We start from the raw sequence: 24262 nt of genomic DNA on the forward strand, positions 1-24262 counted from the left end.
GTCATGCTGGCCAGATACTAAGGGATATCAGGGGGAACTACTTCGGGGGGGATCACGAAAAGGGAAAATGATCCGCATCCTCCGCGACTTCAGAGGTACAGATAAAATTCAATAAAAACATAAAGATGAAAACACATGCAGCAAGATAAACCACTCGGGACAGCCAAGCCTGCAGATCTGCGGAATCCATCGACAAATCATGCTGAAGGTGGGGAAAACAGCCACTGAAATGGCATTTGGCTCACGCGCCACGTACCTGTTTCAAGACTTGACACTCATGGTCGAAATCCGCTTTATCTTGCGGCTGAATGTAACTTTGCCAGCGGGCAAACAGCTCGGCCGTCGGATAACGATGCAGACGAATACCGGTGCGATAGAGTTTGGGAAAGAGTGGGTCTGGCTGGGATCTCACGACCAGACCGCGCAGCTTCTCGCCAGAGGGAATGGCAATCACCAGCTCATCCCCCTCTTTCAACCGTATGGCCCCCAGAATACCGATGCCGCCGATGGCTATGTCGCGCACCACCACATAGGGTACCGGGTTGAGCAACTCCAGAAACCAGTTACGACGGCTGCATTCTGCCTTGTAACCACCCCCACTGAGGATAAAACGGCGGTGTCTGCGCCAGTCATAACCGGTAGGCAATGCCGGGTCATAGCGCGATTTTGCCTGCCCCACAGGATCAGATTGCTCACTTGTGCTCATCCGGTTTCCCTCACTGGCATTGGTTAAACAGTGTCAGTCAGCTCTTTTTCAACTATAGCTGTCGCCGTTAGCCCTGGGGCTCAGGGGCCGGATACGGGGACGACAGATATATTACGGAGGCAATGATGGACAGAGATGGCATGGAAAAGCTTGCTGATCCTGATAGGCTAACTTTCCCCTGCAAGGATGAGATGCGAACGACTGTGACTCGGTTCGATCAAGCAATTGGCCAGTGAGTCGCACCGCCGCAGCGATGCAATCTGACTTAGCCAGGCAGATGAAGTGCCAACCAGACCGCCAGCGGGATCACCAGCACAGAGAGGGCATTGCCGCCGAGCACGATACTGGCCACCTTGTCCGGCTGACAGTGATACTGCTCGCAGAGCATGTAATTCAACACCGCAGGGGGCAAGGAAACCGACAACATCAACAGCGGGATCCACTCCGTCTTGAGCGGCAACAGCCAGATCGCCAGCAGCAGCGACAATCCCCCCGCCAGCAGATAGAGCAGGTTGCACTTGAGCGCGAGGCCAAGGTGATCGAGTTCTCCTTCCATCAGGCGAATGCCCAGCGCAAAGAGCATCAGGGGCACCGAGATCTGGCCGAGCAGCGAGGCCGTAGTCACCACATATTCCGGCAGCGTAATGTGCAGGTTGGCCACCAGCAAACCGGCCAGCGCGGCCCACAACACAGGGCTGCGCAGCCACAGCCAGCGGGAGGTATTGGCCGAGAGGATAAACATACCGACCGAGAAGTGCAGCAGATGTAGCCCGCCGCCGAAAATGAAAAAGAGTTACGGGGAAAATGAAAAGCTACCGGCCCAGTAGTTTATCAAACTTGGTGGCACTGGAATCACTGAGTTTGATAAGCCCGTTAAACCAGCATTAAACCTCTATCTCATAGGTCGGTAAATCAGGCGCTTCCCCTGCCAACTCTCCTCCCCTGTAAAATGCCTTCTTGCCGATGGCTACCCCGGTGCCCCGTACTGTGACCGTTCCACCCGCCAACACAGTGAGAGTGGTAGTCGTGGTACCTACTGCGGTCACGGTACCGACCAGCAAGGGATCAGCGCCGGGTACCAGCTCCAGGAATCGCTTAAACAGGTTCATACAAATCGCTCCACACTCAGTTGCTGACGCACCGTCATGGCCCTGTTCTGCAGCGCAGCAGAGACCCTGACGCCCCGGTTGTAGCCCTTGCAACCATCCACTGCGAGCAGTGCGCCCGGCAGGATCAGCCCAGTATCAGCAGACAACGGCAGTTCAATGGTCTGGGTACGCTTGGGCATGGTCTTGGCCAGCCCCACCACACCCTGGGCACGGGCAGCCGTCACATCACACACCAACGGGTGGGTGATGGTTGGCGCTTGTTGCTCGCCAGCCGTCCCCTGGCGCACCACCCGCGCACTGATGCCCTGATGACCACCGCTGACCCAGATCCCGTTGGCGGCATGACCCGGCTGGAAGTCACTGCCCAGGGTGGTAATGATGGCGCGGGGGATCGCCACATCGGCCTCTGCAGTATCGAGCTGCCATGGGACGGTGGGATAACGCGGCTTGATGACCAGATGACGGTTGCGCTGGTGTGGCAGCACAAAACCACCGGCCGCCTCGGCCAGGTACCTGACCACCTCAATCGGAGTCTGGTTATCCAGGCTAAAGAACCCGGCAGGTACCAACCAGTCCGCCGCTTGCCAATCTAACGTCCAGCCCACCGGCAATACGGCAGCAGCTAGCTGGGCCATAGTCGCGGCAGCAGGCTCACTCACCGCCTGCGCCAATACATGGGTCGGCGACAAGTAAGCGGTACGCGAGCGGCCGGTCAGCGTTGCCGACTCGCGGCCAAAGCTCTGGCTCGATTGCCAACCGTCGCACACGCAGTCCCATTGCTGACTATTGATATGAATGCTGACCTCTTCCTCATCGGTCAAAGCCGCTGCCGCGATACGGGGAATTTGAGCGCTGAACTGCCACGCCCAGGAGTCGGTATCGAGCTCGATACTTACCGCCGTGGCAGGGATATCGAGCCCATCGCGTACCCGCACGATCTTCGCTGTATTGCTCACCAGATAAACCCTCCGGGTTGGAATGACGATTGCCGCATCACTGCCCTGCCAGACAAACTCCAGCTCTGCCATGTCGCGCTTGCGCCCGAAAGCCAAACGCAGCACCCGCTTATCGGGGCGGATGGGTGGCTTGGGTGGTTCTGGCGGCAGCGTCTTGCCCTTGGATGGCCACATGGCCTCATCCCAGCCATCACGCCAGCCCTCTATCAGCGGCTTGCCGTGGTGCCAGGCTTGGGCGGCCACCCCTTTACCGATAGGGATGCCCTCTTGCCACTGGTCAGCCTGCCAAGCCTGGTCAAAGCGCGGCGGGTTGGTGAACCCGACCAGGCGCCAGCTGCTGGCCGGCGCCGCCTCAACCCACAGGGACTGATTCGCCACATGGCCAGCGGCCAGGCTGTCATAGCCCTGGCGGTTCTGCTGGCTGACCGGCAGCCCCTCGGCAAAGCGTTGTTGATTGGCCATGAACGTCTGGGGCATCTGCTCGCCCAGCTCATCCACCTGCTGCTGATGCGCGGCGGCCTGTTGCCACAGGGCGCGGCTGGTTGCCCGCTCGGTGCCTGCCTTCTGCCATTCGCTACTGAGGTCCTGGGAATGACTATCTGCCCGATCCCAGGCATCCCCCATTGCACTGGCTGGGCCCCGGAATACGTTCTGGTCATACTGCCCGGCGAGCACAGGCTGCGGGGCGCGGGATGTGCTGGCCATGGTGCATTCAATGACGAACGCGCCGACCAGCTCCCCACGGCCATGTGTATGGCTGGCAAGCACCGCATCAAGTACCACAGAACCGTCCAGCATCGCGCTGGGGCGATGCGGGGCGCCAGCCAATACCGATGACAGCACCAGACTCGGTGACGCACTCAGGCGTGGCGGCATGGTGGTACCGTTAAGGATACCGACCAGCCGCACCACCTCAGACTGATTCAGCTCCAGCTGGCCATTGATGCTGCGAGCCTTACGCAGCTCTAGGCTGGCATCCTTTCTGGCCATATGGCCCCCCGGTTACGGTTCAGTGATGGTGGCGGTATTAATGCGGATCAGCGCACCGGCAAAAAACTCCGCTGCGGGCAGCTCCAGATCGGCACCGCTGCCCGGCACCCCGACATCGAGATCCGCCACAAAGGCCCCATCCCGGTCAACAATGCGCCCCCAGGTGGGGGCGCCGCTGCCTGTGGCCATCTGCTCCGCCAAGGGTTTCAGGGTCAGCACCCCACCGCTGATCGTCTTGGCGCAAGGGTGGCTGAACGTCAGCACCACAAGAGCCAGCTGGTCAGTAGGGGCCGCCCCCGGTGCCGGTTTGGTGCCGGTATAGATGGTCAGCTTGGCACTGGCCCCGCTGCCTGTATCAATGGCCGTGGCCAATAGCTGGGCGCGACTGGTGCGCAGCCCTTCGGCATAGGAGATCATGGTTATTTCCTCTTGAGCGGGACAATCATGGGGAAAGGCTCGGGCGCCACCCCGCCGCCAGGCGGGTAGGGCTTTGGCGCCTGATAGTCGGCGGCCACCGCGTTGTAGTCGGCAGGGCCATATGCCGGGTCATCCTGGGCGACCACCATATAACGGCGATTCAGCCACAACAGATCGAACCGATAGACCCCATCCGATGCGCGGCTGTAGGTCTCGCCAACCAATTCGCCATCCTGGGTAAAGCAAAGTACCCGGCGCCGCACTCCCATCCCGCTGATAGTCACCGTACTTTCAATAAACCCCTGCTCCACGTTGCGCACCCCATCGCGGATCCAAAAGTAATCCCGCCCCTTGCAGAGCGGGTACTGGGTCTGCTGCTGGAGGTTGACCGGGCCCGCATACATCGGCGGTGCGCCACGCCAGGCCACATCTTGCGGCTGGAACTGGCTGCGCTGTTCCTGGTTGGCTGCAACAGCGGTGATAGTATGGCGATATAACTGATAGGTGTATTCAGCCAGCAACAGGGTGAACTCAGTACCTATGGTGGCCAACGTCTGCCCAGGCTGTAGCTCTATCCAGATCCGGCTTTTTGGTGGGGCAATAAACTGCGATGAACGCACCACCATCTTGGTCTGGTAATAGCCAAACACCTGGCCATTGATGGTAGCCAAGCCAAGATAGGGGACATCGGTTACCCCCTCGCTCGTGATTCCACCCACCGTCAACTTGGCCACGCCATTGATATAAGCCAGCTTGGCCACCACAGCGCCAACCGCATCAAACAGCACCGCCGTTTGGCCAGGCAAGATGCTACGCGCTAAGGCGTAGGCCGGTGCAGTGCCAGAAGCGACCAGCCCAACCCCTGGTTGATGGGCAATGGCGGCACCGGCTGGCAATACCAAATCTGGCTGCAAAGCGGTGTACTGCTCTGCGGTCAGCGCAGCAAAGTCACCATTAAACCCCGGTGGCCCGCTAGCAATACGCAAATAGGTTTCGGCGCGGCAGCCGTTCGCACTGGTATACGTCTCGCAAGAGCGCATATTGCTAAAGCGCAAACTCGTCACCACCGTCATATTGCAGGTCAGGGTAAATGACTGATTGCGATGCTGACCGCCATCATCGGTATAAATCAGGCTGGTTGGGGTAAAGGTCAGCTCACCATAGGTTCGCGGATATGCGTCTCGTTGGGTTGCTTTGGTCAGGCTGGCAAGGCTTGGGCCATACCATAAACCGCTGCGATAGGTGCCATCGGTTCTGGTGCGAATTGCGGCGACCACATTGCCCGCCGCATCCAAAAACTCCAGATCCATATCGCAAAAATCGTTTGCCCAGCAGGCATTGGATGCCCCAATCTTCAACCGATATCCAAGGGGCTTGAACGGGATAGACCCACCCCATACGCCAGTATCAGCGATGCCGCTCTTGTTATAGGCATAACGGAACAACCCGATATCAGCGGTATCACCAAACCAGTCTGCCCACTCTGCTCCGCTGGTTGCGCTCACATCAGAAGTAGCGTCATAAGTAATGGTCTGAGCAGCCGATAGCATCAGCCACCCTTTTGACGGCAAAAAAGTGGCCATGACTTACCTCCAGGGGCCCGTAATGTCGAACCCCATCAGTGAGCGCGGATCTGACTGGTATGTGTTTACCTGATAGAGCCCACGAATGAAGCGCACCTTCTTCCCTGGCAGCGCTGGTAAATCGCCAAAGTTTTTACGATGCCAGCCGCCGATATCACCGTATGGCACGACAAACCCCGGCATATACCCACGCAGATGGTTGCCATTCTCCAGCACCATGCAGGGGTCGGTAGATAGATAAAATCCGTTATCTGGGCCGTTTGGTACAGCCAACCCCACACCGAAACGGGCAAACATGCCCTTGATCCACCATGATGTTGTGCCAAACAACTGATGATATGGGCGAGCAATCGCTCGTTGATCGGTGGTGTTGAACGTGGTGAGTGTTGTGCCCCAATAAGCGGCACCACTCGCATCCCGGTTACCCCAGTTTGACTCGTTGGCATTCGCCGCCGTAGTGAAGTAATGGCACAGGACGGCATGGTAACGGTCACCGGGTCTGACTGAACGGATATAGCCGGTGCAATAGACGGTTTGATAGCTGTAGTTGCCAATGCTCGGTAGCCAGTAAAAGAACTGGCTATCGCCTATCAGATCCCAGGTCTTTGCCGTATAGCGCTGGGTCGCAGGCCAACGATGGTCATAGATAGTGGTAAAGGTGTTGATATCCACCACATCCTCAACCATGGTGATCTTGGCCAGATAGGAGGCAAACCCATACTGGTTAGAGCCCGTCCATCCAGTGAATGCGCTGTTATCAATTCGCCACGATACATTGCCCGACTCACTGACATTGGTGGGGCGCACGATAAAGATCTTGCCGTCCCCACTTTCATGAGTAATCGTCCAGCCCAGCGGCGCCACCTTCATGGTCATGGCTGCGCCAGAACCGGCAGCACCGGGGTTGCCGCCGTCAATCTCAAACCAGACCTGAGTGGCGGTGACCTGCATCACCCGATGCTCGCCGTTGTAGGCAACAGGCGATATCCCCTCGACCTGGACAACTGAGTCTTGCAGATAGGCATGCCCACCGGTAAAGGTCGCCACCGCCCACCCCTTGGCGACATCGAAAGCCAGCGCGTTGATGGTCAGGGTGCCAAAGCCGGTGACCAGCACCGCCTTGAGTAGCGCCGCCAGGGCGCCCTCTGCGGTATCGCCCAGACTCGGTGCGCCCTGCATCTCGCTTGCAAACCATTTGACCTTGTATTCAGCCATCGCTTTTCTCTCCACGGGCAAGGCGCAACGCCTCACCGGTTAACGGTTGACGTTGCCCCTGAGCTGGGCCTCGAAACGGTCAGTATCCACCGCTGCCACCGACTGCAAGATGGTGCGGATAAACCAGATCGGGTAATTGGCGGCGTAGGTGTTGAAGCGCAGCACGTTGCCCGCAGCCCACCCAGCCCCCCAGCCACGCCGGTCAAGACTGAAATAGGGCTGGCCGTTATTGGGGTTGATGGGGGCAAAATCGGTATTCACATCCCCCACCGCGATTTGGCCCACATGCTCGCCGACCAAAATATACGTGGTGGAGGTCTGGAAGATGATGGCCCAGCGCTCTTGTAGGGTGGCCCGGTTGGTCACCACGATCGGGAAGTCCGTATCGTTGTATTCCGCCGTGCAGGGGTCGCCAATCAGAAAATCAGACCAGTTATTTGTCCAGGTGCGTTGGTCGAACAGCGCCCCATAGCGGGCCCACAGGTCACCGATAATGAGGGCGCTGGAGACCAGGGTATCCGCCGCCTCATAGTTGTGACTGAGGGGCCGAGCCAGGGTGATGCGGCCCGAGATCTCCACATCGGTGGCCAGGCTCATATCCTCAATCCGATGAACCACAGTCAGCGGCTCCACATAGCCGGTCAGGCTCAGCGGGCTGGCCAAGGTCACCATCCCGCTGTTCATGTTGACGTTGTAGAGCTGCGGCGCCAGCTCCTTGCCGTTCTTATCCTCCACCCGGCAATAGGCCAGCCGTTCGCGCCCGGTATTGAGTTGCTGCCCCGCCTGCACTCCCATGGGGAAGGCGCTGCGCTTGGTGGAATGCACCACCACGATGTAACCCTTACGAATAAAGGGCACCCGGCCATCGGATGGCAGGCGCACCGGATCCAGCTTGATCAGATCCGCATCGAGCGGCAGATAGCTATAGACCACCGCATTAAACCGGATGGTGTCAGCCACCACCGACAAGGGGCGCCAGATCTTGCCATCGACCACCATATCGGGGTCAAACCAGGGTTTACCCTCGTTGCCCGCTGCCGTCACCAGGCGGCCAAAGCGTACCGATACCACCCCAGTCTGATAGTCCACCTTGCCGGTTACATCCTGGCTGGTGATGGTGCCATCGCCGTTGGCGGTCACCTCAAACCGGCGCCCGTCTGCGGTGTTGCCGCTCAGGTAGAGGCTGGATGGCGCAATGGGTGCCCCCGGCGTCCTGAATGTCACCTCGTCCACCGTCTGGGCCACCAGGCTGGTGACCAGCGAACTCAGGGCTGGTACGGGCGCCGCGCCGGGGTTCCAGACCGTGACGGTCGCCTTGCCGGTAGCGTAATCCAGTGTCCCGGCCTGCTCACCGGCCCCGGTGGCGGGGTCGATGTTACGATAGAGGATCCCTTGCCTGTCCACATAGACCGACCCGCCCAGAGCAAAGCGCACCGAGTTGGCCAGGATCGCCTCGCCGTTGCGCGGGGTGATATCCAATACCAACGGGGTGGCCTTCACGGTGTCCTGGCCCGCGCTGCTGGCGTTATTGCTGCGGTACTCCACCTCGACCCAACCACTGTCGTCCACCGGGAACAGGTAGGCGGCTTGCACATAGTAGATTTCAACCAACGTCCAGCGCTGGCGGGCAATGGTGTTGCCGTGACCATCGCCATAGGTGCCGATGGTGCGCCACTCATAGCGGGTTTTCGGAATGCCGCCCTGGCCATCCGGCTTGATGGTGATCTGGCCGGTGGTGTAGTTGACGGTGCCCCGCTCTACCCCTGCCGCATCCAGCAGCTTGCCAGCACCGTTGTCGCGCACACTGATGATCGGGTCATGGTGGGCGATCACCAGTTCGGTGTCGTCCTTCACCTCCTCATAAAGGGCATTCCAGCGCACCGATACCATCCTGGGGGTCAGGTTCTGCTTGGTCAGCTGCATGGTGATCGTCCCGTCCGGGTTGCGGGCCGGGTAGTCAAACCGTTGGGTATCTGGGTCGCCGTACTGGTAAACAACCAGGTACTCCTGGCCGCCATCGGGCAGGGTTGGCACCCGCAGAGCCAGATCGCCGGTCACATAATTGATGGTGCCGGTGGCATCGCCGGTCAGCTGGCCAGCCCCGTTGTCGATGGCGGTTTTGGTCGCGCCTCCGGCTTGCCAGGTCAGGGTCAGGCTGTTGGGGGTGATCCCCTCATGGGCCAGCTTATGGGTCAGCTGCACCGGATCCAGCACCAGGCTGGCGCGGTTGAGGTAAGAGACCTTGGTACCCCAGCTGAACATGATCGCGCTGTTCACATCCGGCAGGGCCCCCAGGGTCAGCACCACAGAGCCGGTGGTGAAGTTGAGCAGGCCAGAACCATAGGATTTGTCCTGGCCAAACAGCTCCCCGCGCCCGTTGTCTTTCAGGTCGTACCATTTGCCCTGGGCCAGATAGCTGACGGTCAGCGAACCGGGGCAAGGGGTGGGCAGCAGGGTCGCGGTGTAGGCATAGCCCCGGTTATTGGCGGCAATCTGGATCTGGGCCGTGTCAGCGATGCGCGATGGCATCACTGCCGGGCGAAAGCTCACGGTTTTACTGGCCGCGCCATAGTTCGGGCACTGGCTGTTGAAGGTCAGCAGGCCGCGCCCGTAGTCGATAGCCCCCACCACGGTACCGACCAGGAACAGCTCGCCGCCCTTGTCGGTGATCACCGCCGCACCGATGGTGACCGATACACTGCCCGGCATGGCACCAATCCCCAGGAACAGCCCCTGACTGGGGCTGACCGGTGAGGTGGTGGTGAAGGTGTGAGGACTGCCCACCCCGGACTCCAGCAGGGCGCCAAGCTCACCGGCAGCGGTCAGATCCACCACCGGGGTTTCACTGCGGGCACTGGGTACCAGCTGGGTGAAGATGGTCTTGGCCTGCACCCGCATTGCACCCAGCGCCGTATCCGCGACCAGCTTGGTGGTCGAAAAGTAGTTGGCGGCATCGGCCACCACGGTTTCCCGCAGGGTGGTCTTGGTGGTTGCCTGGTCATAGGGGCTGGGCTGCTCCCCTTCAAAGGTGTGGCGCAGCGGGTCAGTGATCACGCAAGTGACCACGTTGCGGGTGAACTCGCCCTGGTAGCCAGCCACCCCGAACTTGCGCAGCTCGGCGGTTACCCGGTCAACCCGTACATACTGCTCAACCTCGTTCCCCTTCCCTTCGTTGCCGACCAGCACCAGCACCTCCCCGACCTCCGGCAACCGCACCTCAATGCGTTGCAGGATACGGATCGCCCGCTGCCCTTCCAGCTGGGTATCGTAGAGCACCCCCTGCCACTTCGGGCCTCGGGCCTGATAGCGCTCCAGGGTATTGCGGGCGTTGCCTCTGGTGTCGTTGTGGTCTTTGGTGGTCATCAGCGTCAGGTTGACACTGGGGTCACTGGGCGGCAGCAGTACCATGGCATTGGCGCCATAGTAGGTGTCGGTGTCGTCCGTCTGCACCGCCAGAAACGCCTTGCGCATATTCACGGTGCCATAGGCCCGATCCATGTCGCTGACGTCAGGGAACAGGCTGTTATGGTTGCCGCTGATGATCTCGCGGCCAGTGATGCGACCACCGCCGTCATCGGTATCAACCAGGCGCTGGCTGGCCAACAGCAAGATATCGCCAGAGAGAATGGTCATGGGGTTACCTCAGTCAGATTCAGGGTCAAGGCATAGGGGTCACCCCCTTCCGGGTCGGCCATCTCAATCAATGGCGTGGCCACCACACCTGGACGGCGCCACACTACGGTGCGGGCCACGCCATCGAGCAGGGTCAACGTCATCAACTGGGCCACCTGCGCCTCCAGCACCTTGAGCTCCTGCACCTTGGCGCGGGAGCAATGCCCGCTCAGGGTCAGCGGCCGTCCCTCGGGCTTGGCGGTCTCCTCCACCAACAGGGCGCCGCTCAGGGTCGGGGTCACCACCTGCTCGACCGGCGCCCATTCGAACTCGTCGCGCCAGACCAGATCATCTGGCAGCAGCACGCTGTTTAAGGTCACGTTCATTGGCGAAGTCCTTGCTGTTTAAGGAGTGAAATCAGGGCATTCGCATTGGCCTCATCGGCCTGCAGTTCGGCCGAGCCCCCTGCCCCTTTGAGCTCGATGGTGATCCGCTCGGACAAGGGCCTACGCGTCCCTGGGGTGTTGGGGCCGGGGGGAGATGGCGCGACAGCCGGAGCCGGTGGCTGGGCGGCGGCCTGATTGGTTTTGGCACTCTCTTTGGCCAACGCTTTGTTGAGCTCCTCTTTGAGGCGAGCCTGCATCGCCTCCATCTCTTTTTGGAACTTCTCGCCGTAATACTTGCTCCACTCGCTGTAGGCCGGAATATCCTTGACCTTCTGGCTGTAGCGGGCCAGCTCCTCCTCCACCCCGGCCAGAGTATTGGCCAGCCCCTCGGCATTGCCGCGCAGGCTGTTGATGTCTACGCTCTTGTAGTAGAAAGAACCGGCGTTCACGGTGCGGGTGATATCGCCTCGGCCACCTCCTCCGCCACTACTGGCAAGGCTGGCATTCGTCTGCTTGGCTTCATCCTGAACCCCTTTAAGCCCCGCCCGCATCGCATCGGTGGCCCCCTTGGCCCGTGCGGCGGCCTCGTCAAAACCATCACCAATGGCCGCGACGGCCTGCTTGGTATCGCCGCTCCCCCCTTTCACCTTGGCCATGGCATCGGCGGCGATGGCCATGGAGCGAGCCAGCGCATCCCCGGTGATTTTGCCCTGGGCGGCCAGTTGCTTCTGACGCGCGATCACCGCATCGATCTCGGCGGTGGTCTTGGTGCTGTTGTAGGCGGCGGCCAGCGCCTCCTCGATGGCGGCACTACTGGCGCCCGTGTGCGCCACCAATACATCCAGGGCGCCGATGGTCTTCTGAAAGCCCGCACCGATACGACCATTGGCCCGTTCGAAGTCCAGCCCCAACTCCTCAAACGCCTTGGCCAGCTTGGCTGGGCCATCGGCGGCGGTTTGCTTGGCCACCGCATTGATCTCGGCCAGATAATCGCGGGTACTCTTGACCTCATCACCCAGCGCTTTAACGGCTGCAGCGCCTTGTCGCCAGCTTCCAGTGGCCTCGTCGTAATGCACCTTGCCCTCGGCGACCAGGCGATCGAGATCCGCCATGCTGGTGATGGCAAAACCCAGCTCCGTTGACAGGGCGGCAAACTGACCATTGAGGCGGGCCTGAGTCTCGGAGCTCAGCCCCTGCGCTTCTCTAAGTGCCAGCTCAGCCTGCACCAGCTGGCGCAGGGCAGAGGCAAACTGGGTGATCTGGATGATGGACTCGACCGCCACGGCGGCCAGCAGACCCTTGACGGCAGCGCCCAGCACCCTGACCCCGATAGCCGCACCGGCTGCTGCCGTGCCCGCTGTCGTCATGCCGCCTGCTGCTGTCGCTGTCGCCACAGGCATGGCAATAAATTGGGCATAGAGGCTGCGCAGATCACCCATCCAGCCCGCGATTTTCAGGCCGACCCAAGCCTGGGCCAGCACGGTTAGCGCGGTGCGCCACTCAGAGAGGGTCTGGATCAGCGACTTGAGGGTTTCCCCCATGGAGATAAAGCCATCGGAGAGGCGCTTGGCCCATGCCTGCAGGCGGCCATCCCTGGCCATCACCTCAAATTCGGCATTAAGGTTGGCCAGCTGGTTTTTGAGCCAGGCCAGCGCCCCGTTCTCGGCCACCATCCGGTAAAACTTGGCGAGGTTGTCCTGGGCATTGGAGATAAGCCCGGAGAGCAGACTCATGTTGTCGGCAGCGGCACCGCGCGATTGGGCCGCAATCTCGTTCATCAGGGCAGAGATGGTCTCACGGCCCAACTTGCCTGCCTCAGAGAGCTTCTGCAGCTCGGCAGTATTCTTGCCAGTCACCTGCTCCAACATCTGCCAGACAGGTACGCCCCGCTCAATCAGCTGCAGGATCTCCTCACCCTGCAGCTTCTGCTTGGCCCAGGCTTGGCCAAGGGCCAGGGAGATGCCCTGCACCTCTTCAAAACCGCCGCCCAATTTGAACGCCTGATCAACAATACCCTGCATGGCCCCCGCCATAGGGTCGATGCCGAACGCCTTGAGCCGCACGAATACCTGGGTGACTTCACTAAGCTGCAGGGGGGTGTTCTTGGCAAAGTCCTTGATCCAGGCTGACGCCTCTTTGCCACCGGCAATCGATCCCATCACCGCCTTGAGCTGCACATCGAGGCGCTCGGCCTGATCGCCGGTCTGGAACATGGCCATCAGTTGGCTGGTGAGGGTCTGGATACCAAACCAAGTACCAGCCAACGCCACCAGGCGGCCTGTCAGACTGCCGATGGCCCCTTGAAAACCACCGGCCTGCTGACTGCCCTGGCTAAGCCCGCGTCCCAGCCGCTCGGTCTGGGCGACACTCTTAGTCAGCTCACGCTGCAGGCGCTGCTGTTCCTGGGCAAGGTTCCTGGTATCGAGCCCGGACTGCTTGAGCCCTGCATGCAGGTGGGTATGACTGGCGGATTGAGCGACCAGCTGGCGCTCCAGCTGCTTGACCTCGGAGGCCAGCAACCGCTCTTGTTCGGCCAGCGTCTTGGCATCTCCGCTGCCCGCTTGTTGCTCACGGCGCAACTGTTCCAGCTTGTCACGGCTTAGCACTGTCGCCAGTTCGAGCTGGGTCAGGGCGGCTTTTGAGTCATTGAACTGCTGGATCAGCGCCTGCTGGCGGCTTAACGATTCAAGGCTCTCGGCCAACTGTGCCGTTTCAGCAGCCGTCTCGTCCGAGATCGGGCCCAGCTCCTGTACCTCACCCGCCAAGGCGGCCAGGTCTTCCCGACCGGTGACCTTGGCCGCCAGCTCTAGGGCAAGTTTGAGGGTGGTAGAGGTGGGCATGGGGCATTCCGATCAGATTCAGATATGCCCTATTGTGGAGATATGGCAAAATTGGTGGGTTTCTGATGAATTACTGAGAATCAGGGTTTAATCAATGAAAGAATACAATAAAAAATTGCCACTTTACTTAGCCAGCTTACTGGTTTTCTTAGTCATACTTATAGTTATCATCCCTTATAGCGCTACCTTTGGGAAGAATGGTCTATCTGATCAGCATCAGGCATGGGCTAACTTTGGTGGATACTTTGGAGGTGTTCTCAGCCCCATTTTTTCAGCCCTTGCTTTTATCGGCATTTGGCTAACGTACAGAGCGCAACAGACACAGCTCAGATTTGCCGAAAACAGAGCAACTATAGATGAACTCCAAAGGCTGCTTTCCACTACTGCTGCGGCCATTGATCTGACAGTAACCCACCCCATACCACTCAGAGACGCAATCAATAACGATGTAAAAACCTTCTTTTTATCAGAAATAATCGCCTGTGCTAACTGCATAAAACACAATCCGCTCGCAAATGACGACTTGATTTTCAGTTACATTGGCAGTGAAGAATGTATCAAATTATTTAATAGACTCGAATCTCAGTTTAAAGAGCTCTGTTGGTGCATGGGAGAATTTCAAGCCGCTGGGGGAAGTTCTAAAATCATAGATTTTTACCGTATGAAGTTTCAGGTGCTCATCAATGATTTCAGTAACGCAGATAGCTGGGAGCTAAATGACGAAATTTTAAGATACTTTCCCACAACAGACTAAAGAAGGCGTTTCCCACCGCAGTCCTGTGTTTAATTCCATTTGTATCAAATGATAGGTATCACAATGCACGTAACCCAGCTCCGACTACAATCTCCAAAGAGGATAGATAGAACCATTCATGGTCTCGTGGACTATCTTGGCCTCAATGTGAGTGAAGCCGTTCACCTAAAATTTTCGCGACCTACTGCATTCGTACCAGAGCCAGACTTTTGCCACTTCAATGTATGGCTCCAAACTCGACACGCCGGGGGTAAACCACAATCAGGCTGGATCTTGGCCCAAGACAAGCAGCAAGCTTTTGCGGAGGCCATCTTTCATACCGTGTGGAGGTCGCCAGATGGAAGGCTCCTTGATGTAACGCCGCGAACGGATCAAGAGAAACGCGTTCTCTTCGTACCAGACCCAACAAGATCAATCACTCTAGCAACTCACAAAGGCCGTCCTGCTATCCACACGTTTGATAACGTACGAGTCCGTGGCAACTCGATCACAACGCAGTTAACCAAGATAACGATCGTCATCGAAGGCGATTTCCTTCAACGTCAAGGGTTGTGGCCCTGGTGATATACGCCCTTGTTATCGATCAGAAAACGGCGGGTCTCCCCGCCCCTTACACCGTCTCCGGTCGATCCACATAGAAGGGGGCGGTCTCGCCATCCACGGTCAGCTGTTTTCCCCTCCTGCTCGATCACTGACAACTCAATGGACTGTCATTTCTGACAGTGGCAAGTGAGCCCAGACGGTCAAAACTTAGATTCACTTGAGCAAAGGTATGGAATGAATGCATCAATTTGGCGTCTGGCATGAAGGGGGGCACCACACCATACAAGGGCTGCCGATCCTGAAACATCTATTGCGCTCACTTCATGGCGATGTGATGGTGCGCTATGTCTGCCGTGCCGATACGCCTTGCACCCTGTTCCTGACTATCAAGGATGGCGTGCCATACCAGAAGTTTAAGGAGGGAACTCCGCCTCTGGACTGGCAGTGGTTAGAGAACTCCATCCTCCCCCTTTCAGCCTCATCTCAACCACTGGCCATGATTAAACGGCTAGCATTACGCTAAATGCCAAGCCTCACCCTACCGGATAGCACAAAACAACTCTTTCCAGCAGCTCAAACTCCAAAGCCTACTTTCAAGCTTGAGAAGGTGGAGATCGGGCATTCCTAAGAGATTCAGATATGCCCTATGGCAAAGGGATGGCAAAATGAGTGGTTTTATGGCGAGTTTTGGAAACGTTAGGACTGTACATGCTCAATTTGGAAAAAAACTATCTATCTCGAAAATGGCTTATCTTGGTATTGTTTATACTATTTATATGTGCACCGCTCATTTTTTATTTCATTGTTTTTGGCCCAGCATCAGGGTTCAGTATATCTAGAAATGATCAAGCATGGGCTAATTTTGGTAGTTACCTAAGTGGTACAGTTGGCCCATTAATATCAATAGGTGCTTTCATTGGTTTATTCATGACCATAAAACAACAACAAGAGTCATTATCTGTACAAGCAAAACAATTAAATATACTTGAGAAGCAGCGAAAAATAGATAGCATCCAAGCAAACATAAATGAGCAATCAAGAAACATTGACTCTCTACTTCATAGCAAAGTAACTGCAATAATAGGAGGCACTGAGGACTCTCGGCTAAGCCTACTACAAATCATTGTATTCACATCAGAGATTGTCTTTCCAAAAGATCCTGAAATGATGACTGAAGATGAGAGGCATGAGCTATTCCTTCAGCATGAATATAGAAAAAATGCAAATGCGGATATAACTAGACTAGGATTTGAATTCAATCTTCTGTGCAATTACTGGGATTTTTTTGTTTCAAATGGAGGTGATACTTCCGTTATCACCCTGCAGAAAAGAAAATATGCTTACGCCCTTACATACTTAAGATATTGCGGCGTGCGATATCAAACTATAGACAAGCATTTTGATTTTCAAAAATTACGTGAGCTATGTATTAATGAGTATCAATTCGAAGACATTTGGCAGCTATTCGATGATTGAGTTAATTAACTTAATTTTATGAAAACAGCGGGTCTCCCCGCTGTTCTACTATCTAACATCACACCGTCACCGGTCGATCCACATAGAAGGGGGCGGTCTCGCCATCCACGGCCAGCAGCTCTCCCTCCAGCTCGATCTCGATGGGCTTGTCGCTCATAAAGTCCACCGCCTTCTTGGGGGACAAGCTGGCACGGGGCACCGTCAGTTTGATGGCCTCTCCGCTGACAATACTACGGCCATCGAGCAACAGTCGCGCCTTGATCTCCGGCTGGATGTTGCCCGCGATGCGGGTACCAGTCACCGCGTTATAGCTACCGCTGACCGTCAAGTTGCCGCCGTCCGCCACCGAGCCACCCTTGATCGCCCGTACCAGCCCGAGCGCATAGTTAACCTCGATATCGGTACCCACCACCAGCGCGGTGGCCCCTTCCTTGATGGTCAGACCGGTTGCGGCAATATTACTTTTGCCCAGCTGGGCCCACTTCGGCCAGGCGGGCAGAACGACCTGCAGATCAGTCATCGTACCGGCCCCCTGATTGATGGGGCTCTCCAGACCCATAAAGGCGGCGGCCAGCAGCACAGGCGGGATCTCGGTGGTCTTGATGGTGACCATGGCAGGCTTGGGAATGTGGTAGTTCTCCCGCGCCTGACCATATTGCCCCTTGCGCTTGCTGGGAATGGAGATCTTCTGGCTGTCGGGTTTCACTTCCAGACTATCCACATCGATGGGGCCAATCACCCCGGCCGAGAGCCCGTTCACAAAGGTCTCGATAAAGAGATCCCCTTCCAGGTGCAGTGTTTCGCTCATCATCGCTCTCCTTTGAATTTCACTCGGGTAGTAAAGGCAAGCGGCAAATAAGCCGCACCGCCGCTGTAACTGGGTTTTACCGGTGGGGTGACCCGGCGAAAGGTACTATCACCACATGCTCGCCCACTGACGGCCTGCAGGATGCGGGCAAGCCACACTCCGGCACTGACCTTCTTGGGGCTGGCACGATGCACCAGCACCAGCAACCAGAGCTGATCAAAGCTGCTGGCCCGGCCTGACTGGGTGCCTTCGCTCTCACGTTCGCCCTGATAGACCACATGCACCGCCGGACTGTGCTGGCCCAGATTGGCGATGGCCGCCACATCGGTGGCCACAAACACCTCCTTGAGCCCCGCAGGTTTGAGGGGGGCCAGCAGCTCACGCAGCCGCTCGCCAGCCTGCAGGTAGTCGAGTTCGGCACCAGACTGGTTGGCAAGCTGGCTCATAGAAAGCCCCCCTTGTCGCGCCCCTGACTCCGGCCAAAGACGCGCCCATCCGACTGCAGTTGAGCCAGGTTCTGGCTCTCCAGGGTGGCCCCATCGGATGCCAACCCCAGCGCCAGCTCCCCCTTGCCAACCAATTTCAAAAAGGCCAGGGCCGCCTCATTGCGCTTGGCTATCTGCTCCGGTGCCTGTTCACCATAGAGACGATGACGGGCGATATCGGCGCAGATAGGTACCAGGGCACTCGGGATATGGGCCAACGGCAAGGGATAGCGACCCGCCAGATAGCCATCGATCAAGGCGCCTGCATCCTGCAGGGCGATGGTGATAGGCGCCTGATCCAGCTCACCGGTCGGCGTCATGGCCAGGCGCAGCAACTCGGCCTCGCCAAAGCGGATCACCATGTCATTGACGCTGGCATACATATCACTGCTCTCCGTTCTGGCCAGATGACTGCTCATCCTTGACCGGGTATTGCACTTCGGTCGCCGCGATCGCCGTCACCAGTTCGGCCTTCTTGAGCTTGGTCGCCTCCGGGATACCCATCTGCACCGCCAGCTCGCGCAGCTCATCGACCTTCATCTCGGCCAGCGGCGTGACCTTGCCCGCCTGGGTGGCGTCACTATTCTGGGTGGCAACACCGGCCAGATAGCCCGAACTGGTCAGGACGCCCAGTGTTGCGTCCAGATCCCCAGGCGCCGATGGTGCATCACCTGCCTGAAGACTGGCGTCTTCAGCCAACCGGACGACCACCAGACGCGGGTCGCTCTCCAGGGTCGCGCACTGCTCAGGCGACACAACCATCTCAGACTTGCCCGGTGCAATCGGCAGGCCCGCACGAAAATAGACCTGACGAACTGTTGACCCTGTTTGGCAATAAATGCCCACTCGAATAGCCAGTTCCATCTCTTGTTCCATCTCATGTTTTCCTCGTCGTCTCTGATAGAGAGGCTGTTTAAACCGAGGGTTAAACTGGGCTTGGCAGCTGTTTAACCCCCGTCTTTTAAACAAACAGCAAACAGGCATAACGCAGGGTTAGAGGTAGTCAGCCACCACCAGCTCCAACTTGCCTTTCAGCTCGTTGCTACTGCTGCTATCCAGCTCTCGCTCCAGCATCTGGGTCGCCAGCTTCTCAAGGGAGGGCGGAACCACCAGCAAAGTGGCCTTCACCCCGAGCTTGCGGCCGCCATCGGCTTGAAACTCCCGCATCTTGGAAAAGGAATCCCACAGGTTGTCGGGGGTCAGCGCCCGCTTGTTGGCAAAGGCCAGCTGCCAGAAACCAAAGCCTGCGGCATCACGGCAATCGACCCCGTAACGGAACTCCTTGCGGGTGAATACCGCCTCGTCATCGACCTTGGTCATGGCAATCAGCTGCGGCGACTTGCGATCCTGGAAGATGACCGGCTTGAGGGCGCGGCTGGTATCGAGCAGGAACCAGGGCTCACCCTGATAACCGGCATCCACCACCAGGTTGGCGCTCAGAACAGGGGTACCGGTGCCATCGGCCTTGGGATAGACCGGGTGATCGGTGTCGAAGAAATACTGGCCGTCATAGCAAGGCGTGGTGAAGCCAGCACCGAGCAGACCGAAACAGAGCTCGTCGGGGTGGATCCCTGCCGCCAGACCCATCTCTTGAAACAGGGGGGCATAGATACCCAGCTCGTCATCTTCGATATCGTTGCGATCGACCGCCACGGTGGCCTCGAAGTCTTCGTTGACGATCTGGTAACCGTGCGCCTTCATCGACTCGATCACCCGATCACCGACCCACTTGCGCAGACTGGGGAACTTGCCCAGCCAGCCATAGGTGTTGGACTTGGTGGTCGATTTGATCACGGTGGCAATCTTGGTGTACTGGGCAGGCGCTTCACCCTTGGCGTCTTCAAAGTTCTTCTTGAAGCCGGTGAAGAGGGCCTGCAACAGCGCGGGAGTAACAATGGCCATACGGGTGTTCCTTCTCTGGTTAAACAGGTTGGTCTGGCGGTCGCGTTCGTCCGATTACGCCGCTGCGCGGCTAAGCGAACCTACCGGCCTTTTGCCTTGGCAAACTCTTCGTAACTGATACCGAGTTGATCGGCGGCATACTTGTCATCTGCCGAGAGCACCGCATTCTCCGCTCGATCGGGCAGGGTCAGCTGGGTGGTCTGGCTGGCGGCCAGTGCCGCAATCGCCGGACGGGGCTCCAGCAACGCCTTGAGGGCGGCCACCCCCTTCTGAGCGGCATATGCGGTCAGATACTCCTCTTCGGCGGCCACCACCTTGCCCTGGGTACGGGCGTCCTTGATCAGGGTTGCGGCATCCGTGGTCTCGACCTTGGCGCTCAAGGTGGCCACTTCCGTCACCAGGGCGTTATAGGTCTCCACCGGTACGTACTTGGCCAGGTCAATCTGGCCACCCTGCCCTGTGGAGACGGTCGCCTTGAGCGCAGCCAGCGATACCTTCTCGGCAGTGAGTGCCGCCTCCAGCTCCGGCGCTTTCTTGGCGCTGGCCTGCAGGGTATCCAGAGCAGCCAGAGCGGCAGTCCCCTGCTCGGCGGTAAACTGGCCATCGGCCCCCGGCTGGATGCCGAGCTTGCCGAGCAGCGCGATCAGGTGTTCGTTCATGGATTTCTCCTGTTGTGCAACATGGGATGAGGTGGCCAGCAGGCCGGGTTGGGTAGAACTTGATGCTGGTAACGCACTCAAAGCGGCAAGCGCCTGCATGCCCACCACACCGGGATCATTGGTGATGGCGGTCATCCGCAGTTCCAGCGGGCGGCCCTGGGCGTCATAGGGAAAGACTGCAGAAAGGAATCGATACTCTTTGGCTGCCACCAGGGCCGCAGCCCGCTCCGTCCAGCGCGGCTTGATAAAGAGCCCCTGCCCTTCGCGCCATGCAATCTCGTCACTGTTGTACCAACCGGCCGCAGGGGCTGGCTGGCCGTTCTGGTCAGTCTTGAGGGTCTGGTGGTCGTAATCGATCAGGATGTCTTGCCCAAGCGCTTTGGCACGGGCAATCAGGGCTGCAGCGATCTGCCCGTCCAGCTGCCAGTGGCCACTCGCAACATCAAACGGGCGACCATCACGGGCCTTGAACGGGCCGACCGGCAGCAGCTGGTACCAGCCATCGCCTTGAGGGGTGAGCTGCGCATCGAGCACCGCCAACCGCTCCCCGCTGACGGGGTTGGCTTGGAGGATGGCCACGAAGGGCGCTGAGTATGGAGTCTTGGATATGTTCATGCCGCCATAGTGCGGCGGCATGAAGGGGGGCGGGGTTTATGGTGGGTTAGTGCATAGTTTACTGTTCAAAATTTACTATCGTAAAAAGCCCAGCTATTGATAACAATGGCTGCCCATGTGATTATTGCAATAAATTCAAACATATAACTTTCACATGTGGCGCTTGTATGAGTAATAAAGAAATTTGCAGGCTGTGCAGAAAACATTCTGAGCTACAAAAATCTCACGCAATTGGCAATGCTATTTTCAAAAAAATATCCAGAAAAAATGCAGGCAAAGCAATTTCCATATCAAATAATGATGAGAGAGTAAATGAATACAGCAGTGATAGTTGGGCAGAAAGCCAGCTATGCAAAGAATGTGAAACTCTACTAAATGATAAATATGAAAAGTATGGTCTGGGGGTACTAAGAGCCAAGGTGGGGGATAGTAAAATCACTGAAAATGGCGTGCGTTTCTCAGGTATAAATCTGCATAAAATGAACATGTACTTTATTTCTATCCTTTGGCGCATGGCATGTTCAAGCCACCCTCAATATAGGAGTGTATATATTGAGCCTTTAGCAAAAGAAAAATTACGGTTAGCTCTAATGAATGACTTACCCATTCCAACATGTCAAATTAGCGTTAAATTATCTAGATTAATTGATAGAACCCCAGCGGGGGGATTTAGCCTAACCAACCTCAAGGGATTTATTGTCTCACCTTTTACAAGGAAAAAATCATCTGCTTCTGCTGACCTCTCATATTGTTTCATCTTCGAAGGTTTTTTTGTTGAAATCTTCCAACCTGGATTGAAGTCCCCTTTGAGCGCGAAACCGGGCGTAATAAGAAAAAACAAAAATCACATATCAGTGCCTTTTATTCATATTTTTGACATCCCTGAACTTACCGACCTAATGGTTAAAGCTTATGGTAAGCAGATTAATGGAAGAACAAAAGTACCGATGGGAAGAACATAAATATTTAACAACTACCTAAACCCCGAACCATGCCAAGCAACAACGCTGATTAGAAGCATGGTCTTCACTTAGCAGAAGAGATCCCAACGAGATCAACATTACCCCACTTAACTGTTCACTTTACATCCATTCCAAAACCCGCTATCAATTGACTGCCGCTGTATCGTAAGGAGAGCGGTGTAAGGCTGATCCGGTTGTGCCGGTCAGTACCCGCTCTGAGCCTATGCAGGCCGACGGGACTTCAACTTGAACCGAAGTCCGTCCGGCCACCATCCAATCCATACCGTCACGGACTTCAATATCAAACTGATGATTGAGGTCACGACCATGGGTAACATCGCCAAACAACGCCACCAAGCTGCCGTTCGTCAATCCTTTCACTGCTTCTATTGCGGACTGCCGATGTGGGAAGCCTCCCCTGCCGCACTGATGCATAAATATCACCTCACCCCTGCCGAAGCCCGGCTATTGCAGTGCACGGGGGAACATCTACAGCCACGCAGCAACGGCGGTTCAAACCAGCCAACCAATATCGTGGCAGCCTGTCGGCACTGCAACGGCACCCGCCACAAAACGCCCAAGGTGCTATCCCCTGAGCAGTATCAGAAAAAGGTGCGGACGCGGGTAGGTAAAGGGGGCTGGTTTCCCAAAGGGCTCACCAGCAAGGTCAAGGGGAACAAAACCAATGGTGTTTAAGGCTGTTTAACCGCGCCAATGGCTCACTCCTTGCTATCAGGCTGACCATCCGCCCTGGCGGGTGATACGAACGCAGCATGGAGCATCACAAGCGCGCAGTCCGCGCAGGACTCCATTGGGGTAATATTTAATGTGCGATGCCTACCACATCGCACACATTATGCTTGCTTTGCCCAATAGATTAAGACTCTGACAACATGTAAGACATTGAGTTACTACCAACTTCAAGAATCTCAATGGTTACACCATCCATCTTTAACTTTTTATCTGCAGGATTAAATTTAAACTCTGCAGTATTAGGTGGTAGTGCATATACTTGTGCATCTGGTTTTTGATATTGCGTTACAACTGTATTGCTATTTGTTGTGCCAACGGCACTATAATTATTTACATTGAGCGTTGAAAATGAATTAGTGTTTGCCACAACACTATTCCTGCCATATCTGGTAAACACATTCTCATTGGATTGAATGTTGACATCTGTAAATCTCAAAACTGCCATACCGTCAGAGTCAAATCCCATAAAGCGTAACTCTGACATACCTTCTTGGACTTTCCCACCATAGATGTCAGCTTTGCCAAATGCATTTGGCAAATCGCGAGTCTTGTTCACTGCATATATTTCACCACCGACATAAACAGTCTGAGGTTGATGAAATGTTTTTGAATAATCTTTGTAGTGTTGTATTTGTGCACAGCCGGAGAGGAAAAACATAACACTAAAAAATAAAACAACCTTCTGCATCTAATTATCCACCATCTAATTCACATATATTTATAATGCAATATCAGCGGCTGGATTTATAGATAATAGAAAGATTCATACAACCCCCATTCAGCCCGCATACAGCTTTGTTGCATACTGTGGGGTATTGATTGCGTTTTGTTTTTTATTTGATATCGGTGTCAATATCGTTGAGCGAGCCTTTAATAATCTCCAATACACTCTGTTTATCCTCCTCTGACAACCCCAGATAGGGGCGCTCTGGCAAGTGAGTATCCTCACGGCCGAACTGGTGGGCGGCACCGTATACCATGGGCGTACCGAAGTAGAGGGTCTGGGGATCGACCTGATAGTCGAGGGCATCGCGCAGATCATCGTTGAGGCGCAGCACCTCATCAGCATGGCGGGGCTTACGGGCACGGTACTTCTCCGAGAGCGGGGCCCAGGGCTCCCCTTCCGGGCTCTCTTGGGCATCCCAGCGATCCCGGTGTGACAGCATCAGCCCTTCGCCAATATCGGCCAGTGGCTCACTGAGATCACCGGTTTGCTGATAGAGCTTGGCCAGCAGCTCAAAGGCATCGGCCACCCCATGGTGGCTGATGGCGATAAAGCTACCGGCCATCAGAACTCATCCTCAAAGGTGGTCATATAGTGCAGCGCGTCCTCATCTGCGTTAGCCATTGCGGCCTCCCAGAGATCCCCCATCAGGTCAGCTTCCTCACCACGGGCTTGCTCACACAAAGCATCCAGCGCCTTGGCTTGCGCCAGGGTAAAGGGGCCATCCTGTGCCAGGAGGGCGCTGGCTTGTTCCAGCAAGGTCATTA

At 56.7% G+C, this 24262-nt stretch carries 23 protein-coding genes and 1 pseudogene; 5 read left to right on the forward strand and 19 right to left on the reverse strand.

From position 1 onward, the window contains the following. Nucleotides 1-241: 241 nt before the first annotated feature. From OKB77_RS14570 to OKB77_RS14615, 10 genes and pseudogenes are all read right to left on the reverse strand, one after another. Complete coding sequence (locus tag OKB77_RS14570) at nt 242-706, reverse strand: hypothetical protein (protein ID WP_076491525.1); 465 nt, start codon at nt 704-706, stop codon at nt 242-244. Between the two features lie 265 nt (nt 707-971). Further along, a pseudogene (locus OKB77_RS14575) lies at nt 972-1472 on the reverse strand (AEC family transporter); the annotation flags it as partial. A gap of 118 nt (nt 1473-1590) precedes the next feature. Further along, nucleotides 1591-1815 carry a hypothetical protein gene (locus tag OKB77_RS14580; RefSeq protein WP_182932628.1) on the reverse strand — a complete coding sequence of 75 codons (225 nt, stop codon included), beginning with the start codon at nt 1813-1815 and terminating at the stop codon, nt 1591-1593. Further along, complete coding sequence (locus OKB77_RS14585; protein ID WP_270817874.1) at nt 1812-3761, reverse strand: hypothetical protein; 1950 nt, start codon at nt 3759-3761, stop codon at nt 1812-1814. Before OKB77_RS14585 ends, OKB77_RS14580 begins: the two co-directional genes overlap by 4 nt. A gap of 12 nt (nt 3762-3773) precedes the next feature. Beyond that, nucleotides 3774-4178: a hypothetical protein gene (locus OKB77_RS14590; protein WP_213388966.1), complete on the reverse strand. Its 405-nt coding sequence runs from the start codon at nt 4176-4178 to the stop codon at nt 3774-3776. Between the two features lie 2 nt (nt 4179-4180). After that, nucleotides 4181-5761: a hypothetical protein gene (locus OKB77_RS14595; RefSeq protein ID WP_270817875.1), complete on the reverse strand. Its 1581-nt coding sequence runs from the start codon at nt 5759-5761 to the stop codon at nt 4181-4183. 3 nt (nt 5762-5764) lie between these two features. After that, nucleotides 5765-6976 (reverse strand): hypothetical protein, encoded by a 1212-nt coding sequence (locus tag OKB77_RS14600; RefSeq protein WP_270817876.1) that lies wholly within the window; start codon nt 6974-6976, stop codon nt 5765-5767. Between the two features lie 39 nt (nt 6977-7015). Then, nucleotides 7016-10609: a curculin (mannose-binding) lectin protein gene (locus tag OKB77_RS14605; protein ID WP_270817877.1), complete on the reverse strand. Its 3594-nt coding sequence runs from the start codon at nt 10607-10609 to the stop codon at nt 7016-7018. After that, on the reverse strand, nt 10606-10974 hold the full coding sequence (locus tag OKB77_RS14610; protein WP_215269999.1) for a hypothetical protein: 369 nt from the start codon (nt 10972-10974) through the stop codon (nt 10606-10608). Before OKB77_RS14610 ends, OKB77_RS14605 begins: the two co-directional genes overlap by 4 nt. Beyond that, nucleotides 10971-13814, reverse strand: a complete 2844-nt coding sequence (locus OKB77_RS14615; RefSeq protein ID WP_270817878.1) for a tape measure protein — start codon at nt 13812-13814, stop codon at nt 10971-10973. Before OKB77_RS14615 ends, OKB77_RS14610 begins: the two co-directional genes overlap by 4 nt. Before the next feature lie 94 nt (nt 13815-13908). On the opposite strand from OKB77_RS14615, the gene OKB77_RS14620 reads away from it, so the two are divergent. From OKB77_RS14620 to OKB77_RS14630, 3 genes are all read left to right on the forward strand, one after another. Beyond that, the gene (locus tag OKB77_RS14620; protein WP_270817879.1) at nt 13909-14568 is read left to right on the forward strand and encodes a hypothetical protein; all 660 of its coding nucleotides are present in this window, start codon (nt 13909-13911) and stop codon (nt 14566-14568) included. Nucleotides 14569-15349: 781 nt separating this feature from the next. Continuing rightward, nucleotides 15350-15634 (forward strand): hypothetical protein, encoded by a 285-nt coding sequence (locus OKB77_RS14625; RefSeq protein ID WP_016350135.1) that lies wholly within the window; start codon nt 15350-15352, stop codon nt 15632-15634. Between the two features lie 185 nt (nt 15635-15819). Then, complete coding sequence (locus OKB77_RS14630) at nt 15820-16587, forward strand: hypothetical protein (RefSeq protein ID WP_270817880.1); 768 nt, start codon at nt 15820-15822, stop codon at nt 16585-16587. Between the two features lie 58 nt (nt 16588-16645). Here the strand turns inward: OKB77_RS14630 and OKB77_RS14635 are convergent, their stop codons facing one another. The 6 genes from OKB77_RS14635 to OKB77_RS14660 form a co-directional block, all read right to left on the reverse strand. Further along, on the reverse strand, nt 16646-17395 hold the full coding sequence (locus tag OKB77_RS14635; RefSeq protein ID WP_333563168.1) for a hypothetical protein: 750 nt from the start codon (nt 17393-17395) through the stop codon (nt 16646-16648). Beyond that, nucleotides 17395-17841, reverse strand: coding sequence for a phage tail terminator protein (locus OKB77_RS14640; protein ID WP_270817882.1), 447 nt, complete (start codon nt 17839-17841; stop codon nt 17395-17397). Before OKB77_RS14640 ends, OKB77_RS14635 begins: the two co-directional genes overlap by 1 nt. Further along, nucleotides 17838-18299, reverse strand: coding sequence for a gp436 family protein (locus OKB77_RS14645; protein WP_270817883.1), 462 nt, complete (start codon nt 18297-18299; stop codon nt 17838-17840). The genes OKB77_RS14640 and OKB77_RS14645 overlap by 4 nt, the downstream gene beginning before the upstream one ends. After that, nucleotides 18265-18642 carry a Rho termination factor N-terminal domain-containing protein gene (locus OKB77_RS14650; RefSeq protein ID WP_270817884.1) on the reverse strand — a complete coding sequence of 126 codons (378 nt, stop codon included), beginning with the start codon at nt 18640-18642 and terminating at the stop codon, nt 18265-18267. The genes OKB77_RS14645 and OKB77_RS14650 overlap by 35 nt, the downstream gene beginning before the upstream one ends. Nucleotides 18643-18873: 231 nt before the next feature. Next, nucleotides 18874-19782, reverse strand: coding sequence for a Mu-like prophage major head subunit gpT family protein (locus OKB77_RS14655; protein ID WP_270817885.1), 909 nt, complete (start codon nt 19780-19782; stop codon nt 18874-18876). Nucleotides 19783-19862: 80 nt separating this feature from the next. Further along, the gene (locus tag OKB77_RS14660) at nt 19863-21077 is read right to left on the reverse strand and encodes a phage protease (RefSeq protein ID WP_333563165.1); all 1215 of its coding nucleotides are present in this window, start codon (nt 21075-21077) and stop codon (nt 19863-19865) included. 146 nt (nt 21078-21223) lie between these two features. Between OKB77_RS14660 and OKB77_RS14665 the strand changes: the two genes are divergently transcribed. Together OKB77_RS14665 and OKB77_RS14670 are read left to right on the forward strand one after the other, a co-directional pair. Beyond that, nucleotides 21224-22018, forward strand: a complete 795-nt coding sequence (locus tag OKB77_RS14665; protein ID WP_270817888.1) for a hypothetical protein — start codon at nt 21224-21226, stop codon at nt 22016-22018. A gap of 246 nt (nt 22019-22264) precedes the next feature. Continuing rightward, the gene (locus tag OKB77_RS14670; RefSeq protein ID WP_270817890.1) at nt 22265-22714 is read left to right on the forward strand and encodes an HNH endonuclease; all 450 of its coding nucleotides are present in this window, start codon (nt 22265-22267) and stop codon (nt 22712-22714) included. A 181-nt stretch (nt 22715-22895) separates the two neighbouring features. On the opposite strand, the gene OKB77_RS14675 is transcribed toward OKB77_RS14670, so the two are convergent. The 3 genes from OKB77_RS14675 to OKB77_RS14685 form a co-directional block, all read right to left on the reverse strand. Continuing rightward, nucleotides 22896-23459, reverse strand: coding sequence for a hypothetical protein (locus tag OKB77_RS14675; protein WP_270817891.1), 564 nt, complete (start codon nt 23457-23459; stop codon nt 22896-22898). A gap of 145 nt (nt 23460-23604) precedes the next feature. Beyond that, on the reverse strand, nt 23605-24060 hold the full coding sequence (locus tag OKB77_RS14680; RefSeq protein ID WP_270817892.1) for a phage virion morphogenesis protein: 456 nt from the start codon (nt 24058-24060) through the stop codon (nt 23605-23607). Continuing rightward, a complete protein-coding gene (locus OKB77_RS14685; RefSeq protein WP_270817893.1) occupies nt 24060-24260 on the reverse strand; it encodes a hypothetical protein in 201 nt (66 codons plus the stop codon). The genes OKB77_RS14680 and OKB77_RS14685 overlap by 1 nt, the downstream gene beginning before the upstream one ends. Between the last annotated feature and the right edge of the window lie 2 nt (nt 24261-24262).

Source organism: Aeromonas sp. Y318-3 (genome assembly GCF_027706185.1).
GTDB classification, from domain to species: Bacteria; Pseudomonadota; Gammaproteobacteria; order Enterobacterales; family Aeromonadaceae; genus Aeromonas; species Aeromonas veronii.